The sequence below is a fragment of the Pseudoalteromonas sp. C8 genome (assembly GCF_011378685.1).
In the GTDB taxonomy this organism is placed as follows: domain Bacteria; phylum Pseudomonadota; class Gammaproteobacteria; order Enterobacterales; family Alteromonadaceae; genus Pseudoalteromonas; species Pseudoalteromonas arctica.
In genome coordinates, this window is the sequence record NZ_WTKT01000003.1 from 58415 (window position 1) to 78100 (window position 19686).

Below are 19686 nucleotides of genomic sequence, written 5' to 3' on the forward strand. Positions count from 1 at the left end.
CGAGTTAATCCATGTTGTAAGGTAATAATTGATTGTTCTCGTTTTACTTATGATGACTTGTTTTATTTAGGCTATTAATATAATCAATAAGATTATTTAAAGGTATTGGTTTGGAAAAATAATAGCCTTGAACCCTTATACTGCTGAATTGAGATAAATAGGCGATCAGCTCAGCATTTTCAACACCTTCAATGACCACTATTTTTTTAAGCTCTGTACAAATCTTGATGATACCTTCTAATAAAGCGCGTTCTTGGCCCTCATGCTCAGCACCAATCGTGAACTCCCGATCTATTTTTATAATATTAGCAGGCTGCCTCGACAAGTAAGAAAGGCTAGAATATCCAGCGCCAAAGTCATCAATCGCAACGTTAAAGCCCTTAGCCATCAGCTTTCTAAGAACGCCTTCGATAACCCCTTTTTCTGACATGACTGTTTCAGTCACTTCAACGGTGAGCCGATGTGGCTCTATACATTTATCAGAGACTAATTGGCAAATATTTGCAACAAACCCTTGCAGCTGTAATTGCTGGGGTGAAAAATTAACAGCCACAGTAATATTTTTTAACTGCGCAGTATTACTCATATCTTTAAGTACCTGTGCTAGTACTTGTTTGCCAACTTCTAATATTTGCCCCGTTTGCTCTGCTATAGGTATAAAAATAGCCGGGGAAATATACGCACCATTACTTTTCCATCGCACCAAACTCTCAACACTAATCACTTTGTTATCAGATAAACTATGGATTGGTTGGTAATACACTTCTAAGTCACCATCTTTAAGCGCTTTTTGAAGCTCTCCTCTAATGTGGACTATTTCTTTATGCTTATCATCCATTAGCTTATGATAAAAACAAAGCTGATTCCCTCCAAGGGTTTTCGCACTGTCCATAGCAATATCTGCATGCTGTAATAGTACTTTTGAATTTCCTACTCTTTCTTTAGACATCGATATACCAGCGCTGGCTGTAAGATAAATATCAACGTCCTCTAAATAATAAACGTTTGCTAAAGAGCTTATTAATACTGATATTTCTTCTCTTAGTTTATCTTTACTTATATTACTGTAATAAAGAATAAACTCATCATTACCAAAGCGTGCTATTGAGTCGGCTGTCAGCGCGTTATTTTTAAGTCTTCTTGCAACTAGCTTGAGAACTTTATCGCCTATGGCATGCCCTAAACTATTATTTATAGAACTAAAGCCATCTAGGTTTATAAAAACCATTGCACACGGTGAGTTTAACGCTTTGGCCTGCTTAGACTGTTTAGCGTTTATTTCATCATCTAGCGCATCTCGGCGAATTAGCCCTGTTAACTCATCATATTTAGCCATTTTAAACAGCTTTTTTGATTGTTGTTTTAGTAGGTATGAAGAGTCTGAAGCGAGTATAAAAATATAGATAAAGATGAAAGTAAGCCAAATTATAATTTGTTCGACTTTTGCCCTTTCTTTTAATGCAGAGTAGTTATTAATAAAACTATATACATTGTGCTTTAAAATGCCCATTACATCGACTTTTTCTACAATATAGTCACTGTATAAACTCAATAGTATATTTAAATCGTATACATTTTGCTTTTTAGCATTAACAGAAAAGTAAACTTGAGGCGTCAATTCAATAAATACATCAAACGTATTTAGATAATCTATGTATCTGTTCTCAATTAATAAATTCATGTCTAGTAAAGCTAAAACTTGATACTTACTGCCAGTAACTGAATTTATAGGTATCGAAAACATAATAGTCGGCGTACTCGTTTTCAACGTTAATGAATTAGCTGCAAATCTAACTTCATCCGTAGTTGTATTTAACCAGTTCACTACAGAATCACTTGATAGAAATCCACTGGAAATAAATTGCTTAGAAAATATGTCACCTTCAACTAACGTAAGATTTTCATCAAGAATAAGCATCCCTTTGATGATTTTATAATCCCTCGCATAATTTTTCATATCAACAGCGGCAAGCTTTAAAAAATTATCATGACTCACTTTTTCTAATCTCGACTTAATCCGAGATAATGACTTTTTATGCTCATCAAGGTTTTTATTAAGCATTGTCCCCACTAAGCTTATTTTTTCTCGTGCTTTTTCTTCTTCACTACTCACTGTTTTTACTGCACTAGCGTACCATAAAGACACACCCGTAAAGATAACTAAAAACATGACTGCTTTGGTAAACTTAGCCCCTTTAGTTATCGTTGCAGAACATAAAATTTTAATAATGAGCGCTGAGAAAAAAGAAAAAACCATAACGGCATTTAAAGCAGTAATAAATGGATTATCACTAATTAAAAAAAACTTTTCGTCAACGACTCCCCATAAGCTCAATTGAAAATTTAAGAAAAAAGCACACCCTAAAATGCCAAATACAGGAGTCACATATTTAACTTTTTTTGTAAATTTAAAATTAAATAATAAAGTTAAGATTGAGCCTAAAACTAGCGATATTAAAGCGGTACTAATAGAAATTATAGGCATCAGAGGTGCTTCAAGTAAAATACTCTCCAACCCACCCAAAATTACTACGACAACAAAAAACTGAATAAAGCCTAAATATAAAATACTTGCTGCTGATTGAGTTAGAGATAACCGCATGAGTCTGTTGTAACCTTCTAATTTGAGTCGCCAAGATCTTAAACTGTAAAGCAACTGCCGTATTAGTACAGTCAAATTTAATTGTTTTGTATTATATTAAATAAAAAGATACAGCCTTTATGGTTATATATTAAATTGAGGGAATAATCTAACGAAAAATAAGTAGATTCATAGTCATGCAATATCATCTGCTTCTCATTTTAATACCAACCTGCATAAATATTTGAACAATTAAAACAAATTAAATCACTCTATAACGTTGCTAAATAGACCCCGTATATAAGCAGATTGGTATAACTTAGTAACTAAGATTGACTGTCCGGATATATTGAGCACACCAAACTATTTTACTTAACTCGATTAAAAGAAAAGATCCTTGATATAAATTGATATCACATACATTTGATTGAACTGACACCTTAGTAATACACTAATATTGCCAGTTCAATCAGTCGATTACATATCTGAAAACCGGTTAGCCGATTGCACAATTCTTTTTATCTCATTTTCTTCAATATCTTTTATTGTATCAAGCAACGTTTTTGCGCTTTCGATATCTACACGAGAATATATATGAATGTATAACTCAATAACTTGTTCATGATGGTTTACTATTTTCTCCATAATGTCCGAGATATCTAGCTCTTCAAAGAGTGAGTTGCAATCAACGCGCTCAATAATTGAGTGCTTTTCGATGTAATCAAAACACCAGGTGTTTAGCGCTTTTACGTCTGCCGTATTTTCAAATCCTTGTACAATATTCTCTAAACTCTCCTCATGCTCAGATAGGTAGCGAAGCATCATTCGTGCTCCCTCATCCTTATTTTGTTCAGAGCTCTGGTTTAGGCTATCTTTTAAGTTTTTGTGAAATAAAACGGTCCAATTGAGTACATCTCTAATTGTTTCAATTTGCATTTATTGCTCCTAAGTTTAATGATATCTATACAATATTTTAATATGAAGCATGCTAATTTTTAGGATTAGGCTCACTCGCCTGAGTGTGTTGTAAATACTGAAATAGCTCACTGTCGGTCGATAATACCAATGTTGTGTTTTGGCTAAGGGCAAGTTCAAGCGCCTGCAACGAACGGGTAAATGCATAAAATGCGACTGCTTGATCATTTTTGTTATAGGCTGAGGCGTAAATAGCGGCTGCTTTAGCATCAGCTTTACCTCTAATTTCTGTTACTGCTCGGTAGGCTTCAGATTGAATTTTATCTAAGTCTCGCTCTCTGTTACCTTGTATACGGGCAGCTTCGCCTTTTCCTTCTGACAAAAAGCGTTCTGCTATTTGACGACGTTCGCTGATCATACGTTCATAGATTTTAGGGCGTACACTTTCATTATAATTAATACGTTTAAAACGAATATCCATAAGCTCAATACCAAATACGCGCACTTTTTTTGCCGCCTCATTAAATATATCTTGCTCGACAACTAAACGTCCCATGCTTATAGGCACTAAACTACCAATATTCTGCTCTTTTTCAGCCTCGGTGAGTGACGAGTCACGCAAAGGTTGGCGACCTTTCGTTGTACGAATAATTTCGATTAATTCGTGTGTGGCTACTGCATTACGCGTTTCACTACCAAAAATATCATCGAGCCTAGACTGTGCGCTTCGCTCATCACCTAAACGTAAAAAATACTGCAACGGATCGGTAACCTGCCACCGCGCATAAAGACTTACAGAAATATAAAGCTTATCTTTGGTCGGCATATCAGAAGGTGTTCCTTCCCATTCCAGCACGCGCTTATCAATAAAATTAACTTGCTGAACAAAAGGCATTTTGAGTTGAATACCCGCCTCTCTAATTGGCTCTCCAACCGGTTTACCAAACTGAGTAATAACCACCTGCTCTACTTCGTTAACCGTATATAAAGCGCTATACAAAGTAACCCCTACAAGTGCAGCTAAAATACTGCTGCCAACGATTAAATAAGATTTCATGGCTGCTGTCCTTTTAGTGAAGTTAAATTGAGTAAAGGTAATACACCGCGTGCTTCGCTATCGATAATAATTTTATTTTTTATCGTTGGCATAACATCTGTCATTGTTTCTATATATATTCGTCTGCGTGTTACCTCAGGTGCCAGTTGGTACTGTGCAAACAGCGCATTAAAACGCAGAGCGTCGCCTTCAGCTTCATTAACTCGCTTAAGCCGATAACCGTCAGCCTCTCTTATTCGTTGATCGCGCTCCCCCTCAGCAAGCGGAATAACGCGGTTATATTCGCGACGCGCTTCGTTAATCAACTTTTCTTTCTCTTGTTGAGCCTGATTAACTTCATTGAACGACCCTTGTACTGGTACGGGTGGGTTAATATTTTTTAGTTGAACCTGATCAATACTAATCCCCATTACATATTTGGTTGCCAATGCCTGCATTTTTTGTAATGCCTCAATTTCAATCCCTTGCCTGCCAATGGTAATTACTTCATCTACAGTTCTATCGCCTACAACTTCACGCATAACTGATTCAGACACATATCGTAAAGTGCCTGCCGGGTCGCGCACCTCAAATAAGTACTTTTGGGGATCGGCTATCCGATATTGAATTACCCATTCAATCAGCGCAGTGTTTAAATCGCCAGTTACCATTTGGGTTTCTTCGCGTTGATTTGTTGCAGGTGAAATTTTTGGCGCAAATGAGCGAATATTATTTTCAGGATTAATATTTTGATCTGGGTCGGAGGCTCCAGGAGTAGAAAAACCAAACTCCTGCTTTAATTGCCGCTTAGTAGGCACTATTGTGACGTGATCAACACCTAATGGGATTTTTACATGTAAGCCCGCAGGTAGAATTTCTTGAAACTTACCAAACCTTAATACCAAAGCAACTGAATCACTGGGAACGGTATAGACTGCGCTATAGCCTGTAGCAATCAATCCCAAAAACAGTACTATGGTTAAACTTGTGCTAAATTTTCCACTCAGCAACTTCTTATACTTTTTAAACGCACCGCTCATCACTTTATCGATATCTGGCGGACCGCTTTTACTTTTAGAATTTGGACTATTTTCGTTTTGTGTAGAAATAATATTCTCCTTTTTAAGAAACCAAAAATATGGAGCCTTATTACTACTTTAGATTGTCATAAGCCCTAGGGCCTGTTGATCTTTCAAGGTTAAATTTGCAGCAGTCTGTTTGGTATTTAGGCAAGGCAGAGCCTATGTAGTGTGGTTATTCCCCATAAATGGGCGATAACGTAGCATTAATGCCAAACAGGCGCTGCCCAAAGGGTTCTTTCTAGGGGCTATTTACTCTTTGTTGCTCGGTTTTTACTTAGCCCACTAGGTTACAAACCTCGCGCCGCGATTAAATAGCCCCTAGTTTGAACAAATTTTAACCCGCAAAGATCAACAGACCCTAGCCTAAAGCGCCAACGTGCTTCGCAATCTAGGTGATAACTTCCTCTGTATAATTTAAGGGTAATAATTTAGGGGTAATGATTTAAGGAATCGTTTTAAGATTTAAATTCATATACTTAAGCATTAATTTAAAGCCAAAAAACCTTAGTAAGACATTAGCGTATTTATTTTAATTGGTCTGTTCGCTACAACACATAGCGTGTTTTAAACAATATGTTTAATTGATAAATAAAGGGTTAAGTACAACTAATGAGTACACATTATTGAATACCCATTAGCCCCTTCACGCCCTATTATGGCGTTGAATTAATTGGTTTATTGCTCTTTTTTGAGGCAACCACTCGAATATATAAAACCCCAAGTATTGCAGAAAGAACCGAAGCCACTAAAACCGATGTTTTTGCGTTATGAAGATGCTCGGCTTGCCCATCAAACCCCAACGTAGCAATAAAGGTAGACATGGTGAATCCAATCCCAGCGATAAGTGAAGCACCAATAACATGCTGAAGATTAATGCCCTCAGGCAAGCAACCTATTTTGTAGCGTAAAGCAAGCCAACACGCACCCGAAATACCAATAAACTTACCAACAACAAGACCACTAATAATACCTAAGCCAACGGGATCACTGAGACTCTCAACAAATGAACTAAAGTTAAAAACCACACCCGCATTAACTAAAGCAAATAGCGGTAAAATAAACAGTGCGACAGGCAGGTGCAGCACATCTTCCCATCGACGCAAAGGTGTACCCGCATTTTCGGCTAAATCACGAATTTCGAGTACATGTTTATGATCCTGTCTGCTAGCCAGAACATCTACTTTCTCTATTTCTTTTTGCATAGAGGTAATGGTTGTTTTTGCCTTTTCAAGCGACCTTCCTGAGCCCAACATTGAGCGTGCAGGAGCCGTTAAAGCAATAGCAACACCTGCTACAGTAGGATGCACACCTGACTGTAACATCATCCACCAGGTGGCAAGACCAATGATAATGTAAAAAAGCGGCTGCCTTATTCCGGCATAATTGGCGGCTACTAAAAAAGCAAATAGAACAACGGCGCATGACAAATACATCACCGATATTTCTTGGGTATAAAACACGGCAATAACGAGTATTGCCCCCACATCGTCAACAATCGCAAGACCTACAATAAAAGCCAACAAGCTTGTGGGTATATGTTTTCTTACAATTGTAAGCACACCTAATGCAAACGCAGTATCGGTTGCCATGGGTATACCCCAACCAATCAGTGAATCTTGCCCCCAGTTAAACAGCGAATAAATACCAGCAGGCACGACCATTCCGCCTATAGCGCAAAAAATGAGCATGTGTCTATTTTTGGGCTCAGCTAAATCTCCAGCAAGTACCTCTCGTTTTATTTCAAGCCCAAGCAATAAGAAAAATATCACCATCAAACCATCATTAATAATGTGTTTAAGCGAGGTTTTTAGCTCAAAGTCACCTAGAGAGATTCCAATAGGCGTATGCACTAAGTTTAGATAGGTAGCTGAATAAGCTGAATTTGCCCACCATAGTGCAATGATTGTAGATACCAGAAGAAACAAACTAGAGGTGGTTTGAGCACGCATAAAATTAGAAAATGGGTCGTGCATATAGTCTAAACCACGATTTAGTATGTTTTTAGAATCGTTAGGCATATCAGGTAGCCTTATAAATTGTGGGTGTTCGTTTTATCAAAACTTTTAAGATTTAAGTTCTCCAGTTTTACTATCAGTCAACAAACACTTCGCCTTAAAATTACTAGTATTAAGACGAAGTGCACACCCCTAATTAATCTAATGTAAAATTAGATTAGAGATAGATATAATCATTGTGTTATTACGTTATAAGGGTAAATATTTTCGCGGTTTTGGAATGCCAAAATAGCCGTATTTTTAATTATCCCTTGCTCAATGTTTATTGCACGGCGAATGGTTTCATCTTTTTGCCACTGTAAAGCGCCTTTGAGTATCGTTTGTAAATATACAATGAGCGCCGCAGAGATTGAACGCGTCGCGCTTTCCCATAAATAACTCGGTGTATGATCAACGCCATAATAATCCGTGTTGTTATATCGAAATAAAGGATTTTTAAACGTTGTCGGCTTTGCAAAAAAGAATCCCATCCCCTCATCACAGCTAACATCAATAATTAAGCTGTTTGGTTTTAAGCAGTCGGCTTCTGATTCAATTACAAAGTTAACCGGATGAGCTGTTTCTTGATAAGTCCCGTTCACGATAATATCGGCTTCGCTAATAAGATCACTAAGTGGTCGATTAGTCCCGTCATGCTCAACAACCATCATGCGAGCCTCTCCTTCAAGACCTTCTCGTACCTTAACATAGTGACAATCTAATATTTCTTCACGCACTTCGTGATCAGGACGCTGAATACAAATTGTAATATCTCTAAAGCCATGCGCTTTAAGAGCGTAAATAGCGCCTCTACTCACTGCACCAAAACTAAATATAATCGTTTTACGTTGATCGCCATAATGACCATCAATACCCTTAAGTTGCAAAGCATGTATTACAGCGCAATACCCTGCCATTTCATTGTTTTTATAAAAAGTATGGCGCCCTACATTTCCTTGTGGTGACCACACATACATATCTTCAAAAGCAATTAAGGTAAGTTTACGTTCTATCGCCGCTTGTGTTATTTCATGCTGTTGAACGCAGTGGGCATAACCCCAAATAGTGCCTCCTTCGCGCATTTCTTCTAAGTCAGCAAGTACAGGCTTTGCAATAATGGCAGTGCCAATATGGGTAAGTATTTCGCTGCGCGATGCAATGCCACCCGTTAACGTTGCAATATATTCATCGCTAACATTAAAAGCGGTGCCATAGCCTTGTTCAAACACCATTTGTTTTCTAAGATTTTCGGGAATTCGTAATAAGTGCTCTGGGTGAATAGGATACCGTCTTTCATCTGTCTTGCGGGATGTTCCGATAACGCCGATAGTTAATTCACTCATGCTAAGTCCTGTTTATAAAGTAAGTACGCTTGAGTTCATCAACGAATCATCATACTTCGCCAATAAACTTAGGCGGTGTTTTTTCTGTACGTTTGTGGCTCGGATGAACCAACTCTAATTTACAAAGGTGTAATTTTGACAATAAATAATGAAGAGCAGTGAGTTAACTTGCATTGAGTTGCAAGCTGAAGACTATTACCTTTTGAGTAAAAGTGCTGACTGAGTATATCAGAAATAAGTATTACTAACTTGGGTATCTCACACTGAAATAAAGGGAGTACTCGCTAATTACTGAAGTTTTACCTTAGTGATTTACTTTGTAGAGCAGATTTAACCCGCTTTGTATTGGGTTAGCTGAACGTTTGGCTTTAACACCAACTTCGGCTATGTGCCAGTGTAGGTTGGATAAGCGAAGCGCCATCCGACACAGTAAAATACCTTGCCAATTATTATCAACATTTTATGTTGTCGAGTGGCTGGAGAGTGCCATGAGCGGACGCTCATAACCTTAGTCACTTGTTATACGCGTTTCTCAACTTTCCAAGGAGGATTTAAGCGGTTTTCACCTGCCCAGTAAAGTTTGATTTTATTACCAGACGGATCTTTAAGTATTGCTTCTTTCCACAAGTACCGTTGCTCTATCGGCTGTTGTTCAAACTGAAAACCTTTTTTAGCCAACTCAGCACACAGTTCATCAAGTTTTTCATGCTCGAAGTAAATCACAGAACTGTTTTGAAATTCACTGGATTCGAGTGATAAGGAAAAAGTAGAATTCCCATCTGGGCAAGAAAACCTTGTGTAATGGGGCGTATCGACAATTTGAGTGAAGCCGAGTTTTAGATAAAAGTTAACAGCAACATCCATATCTTTTACTGGTAAAGTAACCTGGTTAAGTTCCATTTAAACTCCTAGCGTATAACTTTTCAAAAACGGGCGCAGGAACGTAAGCATAATAGCGAAGCCGCCCTGCGTGTATGCGTCCCAGCGAACGTAGTGAGCGAGTTTATTGAGTTGTTATGCATGTTTATATACAGAGTGAGTTGTGTTTTTAAAACAATGTAAGGCGATAAAGGCCCCTAAAGTTAAACTAGCCACACTGCACAAATAATTTAAGCCATAGATTATCGTTTCCATTCGGCTCTCACTGTCGAGAAAAACATAACACGAGGAAATTATGTAAAGTAAAGCTATAACAGAGCTCCCAATTTTATAGGAAATCTTTGACGTGTTAAAAGCAGCGAACAGCAATGCTACTGAAAAAAACACACTTGAAAATGCTCCGATGTAATAAGCTGAATCTTGGAATTGATAACCTAATTCTTCATTTCGTAACATGACAAAAGGGGATATGAAACCGATTAATTCGGCTAGAATTGGTCCACTAAATAGTCCAAAGATTAAAATTTTAAGAGCGCGGATCACTACACCTCCTTCTAAATGTATAACAACTTTATCAGAGGACACTTTTCCTATTTTAGCGCGAAAACATCCTTATTTTATGAACGTATATTAATAACAAATAGTGTAAGTTATTACTAGTTATAAATATCATGCTTTCTGTGGCATATATAAACATGTAAAAAAGAGGAAAGTTTCCTCTTATTCTGACTAAGTTAATGACGACTCACCTGAACGACCGGTTATCGCTCAAGTAAGACCCTGAAAAGTAGCTCATATAGCTATCTAGGCTAACACCGCGATCAAAAAACAGAAGTATATTTCCGATAACTACCTTTGAAGCCCTAGAAACGGAAGTTTACTTCCGATATATGGCAATACAGGCTTAAAATCGGAAGCCTACTTCCGTTTTGTACTTTAAGATTATAAGCCGGTGTCTAGTGAAAGCTTGGAAATCCAAACTCGTTTCTGCCCCAAAACGTGTTAAAACGAATACGTCAAAAGAACGAACAACGGACATCTACTCTCTTGCTAATCTTGGTAGTGCTTACCTAATCTAATCCAAGTCTTTTTAGTCGTATTTCGTTTAGCTTGGACTCCTGCGCGATCTTCTTCAAAGCCGATTTGGCATTTGCTTCAGCATGTTCACCAGATGACTGTTTTAATAATTTTCTCCAGGGTTCTCCGCTTTCTTTTTTTAAGAAATCATAGAACTCTGATTCAGTGATTTGAGACATTCTCGCCTTATCTTCTTCACTAGTGTCATAGCTTGTACATACTCTAATCAGGAATTCTCTGGTGGGTTCCAAGTTAGGGGAATTATTTAGTGCCGCTGTAGCACTTTCGATTAGTTCACTATCAATTTCATGACCAAAGTCATCATACTTATCGAGATAATTTAAACGTGCGAGCTCTAGGTTTTTTGATACAAAAAACTCTATCAGATCTGAAGCTTTACTTTGTTGCCCTAGCTCTCGCAGTAGTCGAACAGAACTACTTAAGTTAGCAGCACTTATTGAGCTAATTGCACTTTTTGTAATTAGCATGAAACGCTCAACAAAGTCCGCTTCCTCACAAAAAGAGTTGTAAAACTCTTTCCAGATTTCACGATAAGCATTTTCCTGAATAGATTCAATTAACTTTTTATTGGTTTTTTCGGCTGTGGCTTTAAAAGGTTCAATATCGATAAATCCAGACTCAACTATCTGAAAGAGTGCTTTATCTAAGTCGTCTACATAGTTGAACTGGTATGCAACCAATAAACCTCTCCACCTTTTATGGTCATTGCTTTCTTCCGTAGACAATCTACTAAATGAATTGGCTGTAAGAAAATCGATGGGCGGAATACGTTTATTTGAACTGGAGCAGTAATAGCTTGTAGTGAACAAGGTGATAGTGTGACAAATTTGTCTAGATATCTCTGGATCTAAGTCGCTACAATGTTGTAAGCACTTTGACATTAAAGAGTATGCTTTAGAAATCACACGCATATTTGTGAGGCTAAGGGTTTCTGCACACTCACGAACTGTTTCGATCAACGCAAAATCGTTAGGGATAATTAGATCGATACATTCTGACGGAGTAGGATTAAAAGTTATCTCCTTATCTATAACTTTCTCCTTAAATTCTTTGTAGTCAGGGCTATCAGAAATACTCGCTTCATTTAGCAAGAGAACAACCTTGCATTTCTTTTGCTCTTTCAATTGAGAGACTATGCCAAGAATATCTTTAGAACTGAGTGCATTACCTTTCCTTTCAAGATCGTCAATACAGATTAAGCTGTTGGACACGTACATATAAGACATTGCATCGAGTACTGAAGAAGCATTTTTTAAAAATGGCAAGTTTTTGATTTGATTCAGGCTTTTTTGTCCGAGGGATTTACTCATACTTACAGTATTATCTTTTAACGATTTCAAGCTTGGATCTGAGCCTATCAAAGTGCTATCAATAAGGTTTTCGAATAGGGTTGCCTTCAATACTTCTAAAGAGTTGACTCCAAATAAACTGACGTATGAATACTTATCAAATTCTAACGCTTTATCATCCCTACAGTTGACTAACTCTTGATTCCAAGCAAAAGTTTTTCCAACTCCCCAAGCCCCACTTATGGCAAGAACTTCTGGCTTACTGGAACTTAAAAATTCTAATATGTGTTGTTGGATGATTTGTAGTGACATTATTCAATATCCTTATTGGTACGACTTATTTATATCTCTGTTTCTAAGTAAAATTAAATTAACACATAGCTCTTTGTATATACATGTATTACTTTAGGGAAAGCGTCCAACGTTATTCTCTTGATACAAATCAATGTGTAATAGTCATTGATTATAAATAGCTTTTAAAAGGCAGCTTATGGCATAGAACCGTCCTTTGACTCTAACTCATTACTGTCCAAAAACGAGTTTATCTGACCGTCGGCTTCTCGCTCACAGCCGAACTTCGCAAAAGTGCCATAAGCGGTCAGTGGTAGCGTCACTATCAGCGGAAAATTATAGTTGCATAAAGCGTTTTCGTTTGATGCTTTGTTACACATATTTACCACTACCAGCACGTTTTTGAATGTGCTCAAGTAGATTAATTTGACTATCAAATTTACCTAAAAGTTTGAGGCCTGAAATTAATGCTGATGCTGTCAATGCAATTGCTTGGTTTTCGAGTGTTTTAACCTCGTTAAGGTCTGGTGTGTGCCCAATTGAAATATTTTCACCAACAGCATGGTAGTTAACTAGCATTTCCACATTCCCATGTGAATTACGACACAAATGGGCATAAAACCCATTATAAATACCAAGCTCATCAGCAAGTTCAAATTTCTTTTTGATAGATAATAGCTCTCTAAGGTTTACTTGTTCACCTTTAACTTTTTTCTTATAAAAATCAAAAGATTTATTCATTTCATCTATATAGTCAATATCCTTAATCACACACATGAGATCTACATATGACTCTAAAGCACTGCGGAGAATAATTGGAGCAGAAGCAATCCGATTTTCTTTTAATAATAAATGAGAATCTTGGCATAGCTCAGACACCCTAGTCATCAATAGTGCGGCATATTTCTCTTGCTTATTTTTATAATGAATTTTTGAAAATGCATCAAACCTAATCGCATTGATTTCATCCCAAACTCGACTATTCAAATGAACCTCTGACTATTCGCATAACATCATATTCAGTCCCATTATAACGGTTTATCACACACAAAAACTGAGTACATTACATACTCTGATAATTTCACCAATAATTACCTTTGTAAACAGGTAATTATTGGTGAAATTAAGCATGTTGTTTTGCGACATAACAGCGTTTAATAATGTTATCTTACAAAATTAGGCTCCTACTCAAAGACGTGGGATAAATTTAACTTTTTCAGTGACCGGTTATCGCTCACTGCAGACTATCAGCTGTATTTGCTTTTTAGTTGCTTATTACACAAACTACGCAACTACGTCTTGTTAAAAAAGCTACGTCACGTCTAATATTATTCATTTTTAAACATGGCCGAAGGTTGATGACCCAGTTAACAACTAAGGGAAAACGGCGATCGAGGCAGCTTAAATCGAAATAATAAAAGTTTAAAAAATGATGTTAAACGCTATTGCAAATCGTGATATTGAACAAGCGACTTACACTTTACTTAAATGCATTAATAATTTAACTATTGAGAAATGAGATAGTTGCTGCGAGTTTATAAAGTGTTTGGGTTTAGTAAAAAGAAAGCTTAACGAGTGAAGCAGTCTAACAACGCCAAAACTATTGCTTTAGTTCTATTATTTTAGTTCTATTGCTTTAGTTTTGGCGCTTATTAAAGGAATAATATTTACCCTTTCATTTGTTCAAGCTCTTTGCCTTTGGTTTCGTGTAAAAACTTAAATACAAATATGACTGAAACAAACGCGCAAAATGCGTAAAAACCATACGCACCTGCTAAACCTATACCGGTGAGCATAACAGGGAACGACCAGGTAATTAAAAAGTTAGCTATCCACTGGGCAAAGCCGGTCACTGCAAGGCCTGAACCGCGAATTTGGTTAGGGAACATTTCGCCTAACATAACCCACATTACAGGGCCCCACGATAAGTTAAAAAAGAACACATACGCATTAGCGGCTATTAAAGCAACTATGCCCTGCTCTCCTAATTCTAAGTTGCCTGTTGAGCCAATATCTGCATTTAAAAAGGCATAAACAATAACCGAAAGTGTCACCGTCATACCAATTGAGCCGGTTAACAAAAAAGGTTTTCTGCCAATTTTGTCTATAAAATACATGGTAATAAACACCGCTAAAATACTTACAAAGCCGCTTATTATATTAATAAGTAACGCGTCAGATTCAGTAAAACCAGCTGCTTGCCAAAGTACCGCGCCGTAGTAAAAAACAACGTTAATGCCTACTAATTGTTGAAATGTAGCTAGGCCAATTCCTATCCAAACAATGGGGCGTAAACGTTTTTTAGGTTTATCAATAAGATCAGATAATTTAGGTTGGTGTTTATCGCCAGCAAGAGACTCTGCTATTTCATTTAATTTAAGAGCGGCAGTTTCATCGCCATATAATGACGATAAAACACGCGCGGCGGCCTCTTTTTTACCAGCCATAATTAAGTATCGAGGGCTTTCGGGGATAAAAAATAAAGCGATTAAAAACAAGCATGCAGGTAATAATTCAACCCAAAACATCCAACGCCATGTTTCAAAGTCGAGCCAAAATATAGCCGTAGAACCGCCAGCCGTATTTGCTAAAAAGTAGTTACTCACAAATGCGCTAAACAAACCAAAAATAATAGCCACTTGTTGCAGTGTAGAGAGCGTGCCTCTGTATCGTGCGGGGGCAATTTCGCTAATATATGCGGGGGTCATAACCGATGCAGCCCCTACCGCTAAGCCACCTAAAATGCGATAAATCACAAATTCAAACGATGTGACTGACACACCCGAGCCCCAAGCACTTATAATAAATAAGGCAGCGGCAAAAAGTAAAATTGGACGTCGTCCAAATTTATCAGCTAATCGGCCTGCGCCAAACGCACCAATGGCACAACCAATTAGCATACTCGATACGTTAAACCCCGTACCTGCACTACTGGAGCCAAATGCCGTTTGGAGTCCATCAACAGTGCCGTTAATTACGCCGCTGTCAAACCCAAATAAAAAACCGCCAATGGTCGCAACAAAGCAAACCAGTACTATTAAAAGTACATTTTCTTTCTCGTTCATAAGTATCCATATTGTGTGTTGTTGTTATTTTATATAGATTTTGAAGCTCAAAAGGGTGTGCTTATTTAGTTGTTTTTATTGGTTGAGCTTGATTCTCTTTCTATTAATTCAAAATCTAAAATATGTCTTAAGTCTAAGCTTTTTACATTGCTTAAATCGTTATACTGACCCGATGCAAGTAAAGTAATGGCAAGCTCAGCCATTTCATTAATGGGCTGTTTTACCGTAGAAATATTTGGCCACACTATGGTTGCAAGTTGCGTGTCATCAAAGCCAACAACCGACAGTTCGCTTGGAATATTAATACCTTGTTTTTGAGCTATTGAGATTACAGCGGCTGCCATGTCATCGTTAGCTGCAAAAATAGCTGTAGGCTTATCATCAAGTGAAAGTAATTTTATTGCCGCTTCCATGCCCGATTGATAAGTAAAACTGCCCTGCTCTATATACTCAGGTGGCGTTATTATTTTATTAGAGCGCAGTGCATCTAAATAACCTTGGTAACGCAAACGGCTAACACCTTGTTTAGTGTCGCCAATAATATGTGCAATTTTGCTATGCCCTTGATTTATTAAATGCTCTGTAACATCAAACGCTGCTTGGTAATCGTCCATGCATATATAAGGGGATCGATTTAATTTTGTATCTGGCGTTATTCTTACAAATGGTACTTGTGCTTTAGTAAGCACATCTAAAACCTGTTCGTTGTCGCACATAGGAGGCAGTAAAATCATGCCATCAACCTGTGTAACATCAATAAGTTGCTTTACCGATTCAATTGTTTTGTCAATATCGCTATGCGCTTCGTCAACAACAAGGTGGTAGCCCAATGCGCGGCATTTTTTAAGCGCAGCCAATAAAAACTGGCTTATGTAAGAGTCACTTGGGTTATCGTACAAAAGTCCTAAAAAGAATGACTTAGTGCTAGCAAGGCGCCTAGCCGACACATTTGGTCTGTAATTTAACTGCTCAACAACCGCCATTACTTTTTCGCGGGTTTTGTCGCTTACTTTTTTGTCTTGGTTGAGCACGCGCGAAACTGTCATCATTGATACACCAGCCTGCTCGGCTACATCTTGTATTCTTGCTCTTTTAGGATCGGCCATTACTGTTATTACCTACTCACAATCAGTGGATTGTTATAATTAACTTTCTTAATTTTCATTATACATAATTGTAAAGCTTGATATTGTTTACAGCGCGTTTTAAATGATTACTTATTGACAAAGTCTTATACTACACCGAAAATGTTAGCGCTAACAACAAATTTATAGTATTCACACCCAATAATATAAAAAACTTAAAAAGGCCTATATTATGAGCATGCTGCAAAACCCAATTCTAAGAGGCTTTAACCCAGACCCAAACATTGTCAGAGTTAATAACGACTACTACATAGCCACCTCAACTTTTGAATGGTTTGGCGGTGTGCAAATTCACCACTCTACCGATTTAGTTAATTGGCGAGTTATAGGTCAAGCGCTTAATACCGTAGAGCAACTTGATATGCGAGGAGTGCCCGACTCTTGCGGTGTATGGGCACCGCAACTTAGCTACAACAATGGGCGTTTTTATTTGGTGTATACCAATGTAAAAAGCTTTGATGGCCCATGGAAAGACACGCCAAATTATTTTGTATCAACCACTGATATTACCGGCAACTGGTCACAAGCGACTTACTTAAACTCTAGCGGTTTTGATCCGTCTATTTTTCACGATGATGACGGTAAAAGTTATTTGCTAAACATGCTGGTTGATCACCGCAACAACACACTCTTTGGTGGCATAGTAATGCAAGAGCTTTGCCTAAAAACCAGTAAGTTAATAGGCGATGTTAAACCTATATTTGCAGGCACAGAGCTTGGTTGCACTGAAGGCCCGCATATTTTAAAACGCGGCGAATACTACTATTTAATTACCGCTGAAGGTGGCACAGGGTATGAACACTGCATTAGTATTGCGCGCTCTAAAAACGTATTTGGCCCTTACCAAGTACACCCGTACAACCCCGTTATTACAGCAGCCCACGAGCCGAGTAATGCGCTACAAAAATGTGGCCATGGAGATTTTTTTCAAACACAAACCGGTGATTGGTACACGGTATTTTTAACATCAAGACCACTATCTGAGCGTGGCCGCTGCATTACAGGGCGTGAAACAGGGATTGAGCAAATAATCTGGAAAGACGATGGCTGGCCTTATGCAAAACACACAAATAAAGCCCCGAGAATACACGTACCCGTTGAGGGCTTAACGCCAAATCCACAGCCGCAACCCACAACACATATTGATTTTAGTAACGATGATCTGACTATTGATTTTCAGTCATTGCGTATACCTATGTGCAAAAATTGGGTCTATAAAAATACTCAAAAAGCATCGCTCACCCTAGTGGGAAAAGAGTCTTTAAGCTCATTGCATCAGCAAAGTTTTATTGCCAGGCGTGTACAAGCTCATCATACTGTTAGCAGCACATGCGTTGATTTTGCGCCGAGCAGTTTTCAGCAAATGGCGGGGCTAGTATGCTATTACAACACCGCCCATTACTACTATTTGCATATAAGCGGCGGCGATGTAGGCGATGAAACCACACCACGTTATTTAAATATAATAAGCTGCGATAAATACCAAACAAGCACGCCTGTTGCACCGCTTTTGCTTAAAACAAACAAACCTGTTTACTTAAAAGCTGATTTTAATGGCGCTCAGCTGCAGTTTTACTACGCCACCGAAAAAAACTGCTGGATAAAGTTTGGTCCAGTGCTCGATGGCAGTATTTTATCTGATGATTACGTGCAGCAATCACCACAAGGGTATCGCCCGTGTTTTACCGGTGCTTTTGTTGGTATGGCCTGCCAAGACTTATCGGGACAAAATAAAGAAGCTCACTATTCATTTTTTAATTATGACGAACCTAGCGGCGAATAAGTCGCCGCCAGTTAAGTCTATTAGTTGATTTAGAGCTGATATAAAACCATTTAAAAGCTTTTAAAAGCTCTTTTAAAGTTCTATTAAAACAGGGCTTTAATACGCTCCATTTGCGATTGTAAAAGTACACTTTGAGAGTGGCTCATAATGTCACTCTCTCGTTTATTTTCGCTCAGTAAGCGCCCTACTTCTTGCGCTTCAAAACTGTAACCTTGTGACTGCCTGCCATCTTCAAAACGCTCAATTAAATCATCAAGCTCATACAAAGAGCACTCATAAGCTCTAAATGCATCGGGTATTTTTATATAGCCTTTGTCACCAATAATATACGCACCATTCCCTAACCGGCATTGAAATGACGTTGCTAAGCTCACCATTACATCGCCACAATTAGCAGTAATAAGTACATCGTCTTCCACGCCTTTGTAGCGAATATTTGCTCTTACGTATAAGTTTTCAAGGTCGTTATTTAAAAAGTAATTGGCAATGGCAAGCGGATAAATCCCCATATCAAGTAAACAACCGCCTGCTAAATCTGGGTTGTATTCGCGCCCGTCGGGGTTAAAAGGCACAGGATAGCCAAAGTCAGCTTTAACATGTTTAATAGTGCCAATTCGCCCTTGCTCTACCCATTTTTTTGCTTTTTGTATTGCAGGCAAAAAGTACGTCCACATGGCTTCCATTAAAAATACGTCGTGCTTTTTAGCCAGTAAAGACAACTGCTTACACTCTTCAGCCGAGACCGTAATAGGCTTTTCGCACAATACATGTTTGCCTGCTTTAATAGCATCGCTGGCATTTTTAAAGTGAAAGTTATGCGGGGTCGCAATGTAAACTACATCAACGTTTTTATCGTCAAATAATGCTTGATACCCTTCGTAGGCATTTGCCGCGCCATACTTGCTCGCAAAGGCGCTTGCATCTTCCCCTCTTCTTGCTGCAACCGCGTACGCAACACCATTATTGGTATGTGCTAAGTCTTCACAAAATTGTGCAGCAATTCGGCCACAACCAATAATACCCCAGTTTATTTTTTTCATAGTGTTTCCTTATGATCTTAAAAAGAAATTTAAGTGAACTCCAACAACCAAGCAATAAACTTGCAAATTAATTGTTAAACATAGTTTAAAACTAGCTTGACTTAACAATATCAAATCATTAATGTTAGCGCTAACACTAAAACAA

13 protein-coding genes are annotated in these 19686 nt (G+C 38.0%); 1 reads left to right on the forward strand and 12 read right to left on the reverse strand.

Annotation, left to right across the window (positions count from 1 at the left end; translation table 11 throughout):
• Positions 1-43: 43 nt before the first annotated feature.
• From GQR39_RS04015 to GQR39_RS04070, 11 genes are all read right to left on the reverse strand, one after another.
• Positions 44-2602, reverse strand: a complete 2559-nt coding sequence (locus GQR39_RS04015) for a bifunctional diguanylate cyclase/phosphodiesterase (RefSeq protein ID WP_165734852.1) — start codon at positions 2600-2602, stop codon at positions 44-46.
• 456 nt (positions 2603-3058) lie between these two features.
• Positions 3059-3517, reverse strand: a complete 459-nt coding sequence (locus tag GQR39_RS04020) for an ATPase (RefSeq protein ID WP_165734853.1) — start codon at positions 3515-3517, stop codon at positions 3059-3061.
• Between the two features lie 52 nt (positions 3518-3569).
• Positions 3570-4553, reverse strand: coding sequence for a protease modulator HflC (gene hflC / locus GQR39_RS04025; protein WP_101217825.1), 984 nt, complete (start codon positions 4551-4553; stop codon positions 3570-3572).
• A complete protein-coding gene (hflK, locus tag GQR39_RS04030; RefSeq protein ID WP_002962612.1) occupies positions 4550-5491 on the reverse strand; it encodes an FtsH protease activity modulator HflK in 942 nt (313 codons plus the stop codon). The genes hflC and hflK overlap by 4 nt, the downstream gene beginning before the upstream one ends.
• 776 nt (positions 5492-6267) lie before the next feature.
• Positions 6268-7632, reverse strand: coding sequence for a Na+/H+ antiporter NhaA (gene nhaA / locus GQR39_RS04035; protein WP_165734854.1), 1365 nt, complete (start codon positions 7630-7632; stop codon positions 6268-6270).
• A gap of 170 nt (positions 7633-7802) precedes the next feature.
• The gene (locus GQR39_RS04040; protein WP_024607592.1) at positions 7803-8951 is read right to left on the reverse strand and encodes a N(5)-(carboxyethyl)ornithine synthase; all 1149 of its coding nucleotides are present in this window, start codon (positions 8949-8951) and stop codon (positions 7803-7805) included.
• Positions 8952-9470: 519 nt separating this feature from the next.
• Positions 9471-9851, reverse strand: a complete 381-nt coding sequence (locus GQR39_RS04045; RefSeq protein WP_165734855.1) for a VOC family protein — start codon at positions 9849-9851, stop codon at positions 9471-9473.
• Between the two features lie 1049 nt (positions 9852-10900).
• On the reverse strand, positions 10901-12529 hold the full coding sequence (locus GQR39_RS04050; protein ID WP_165734856.1) for a hypothetical protein: 1629 nt from the start codon (positions 12527-12529) through the stop codon (positions 10901-10903).
• A gap of 351 nt (positions 12530-12880) precedes the next feature.
• Entirely contained in the window at positions 12881-13495 is a 615-nt protein-coding gene (locus GQR39_RS20200) for a DUF5677 domain-containing protein (protein WP_240918172.1), read from the reverse strand.
• A 680-nt stretch (positions 13496-14175) separates the two neighbouring features.
• Complete coding sequence (locus GQR39_RS04065) at positions 14176-15585, reverse strand: sugar porter family MFS transporter (RefSeq protein ID WP_346774488.1); 1410 nt, start codon at positions 15583-15585, stop codon at positions 14176-14178.
• 53 nt (positions 15586-15638) lie between these two features.
• The gene (locus tag GQR39_RS04070) at positions 15639-16679 is read right to left on the reverse strand and encodes a LacI family DNA-binding transcriptional regulator (protein ID WP_101163905.1); all 1041 of its coding nucleotides are present in this window, start codon (positions 16677-16679) and stop codon (positions 15639-15641) included.
• A 211-nt stretch (positions 16680-16890) separates the two neighbouring features.
• On the opposite strand from GQR39_RS04070, the gene GQR39_RS04075 reads away from it, so the two are divergent.
• Entirely contained in the window at positions 16891-18501 is a 1611-nt protein-coding gene (locus GQR39_RS04075; RefSeq protein ID WP_165734858.1) for a glycoside hydrolase family 43 protein, read from the forward strand.
• Positions 18502-18584: 83 nt separating this feature from the next.
• On the opposite strand, the gene GQR39_RS04080 is transcribed toward GQR39_RS04075, so the two are convergent.
• Positions 18585-19541, reverse strand: a complete 957-nt coding sequence (locus GQR39_RS04080; RefSeq protein WP_165734859.1) for a Gfo/Idh/MocA family oxidoreductase — start codon at positions 19539-19541, stop codon at positions 18585-18587.
• Positions 19542-19686 lie beyond the last annotated feature (145 nt).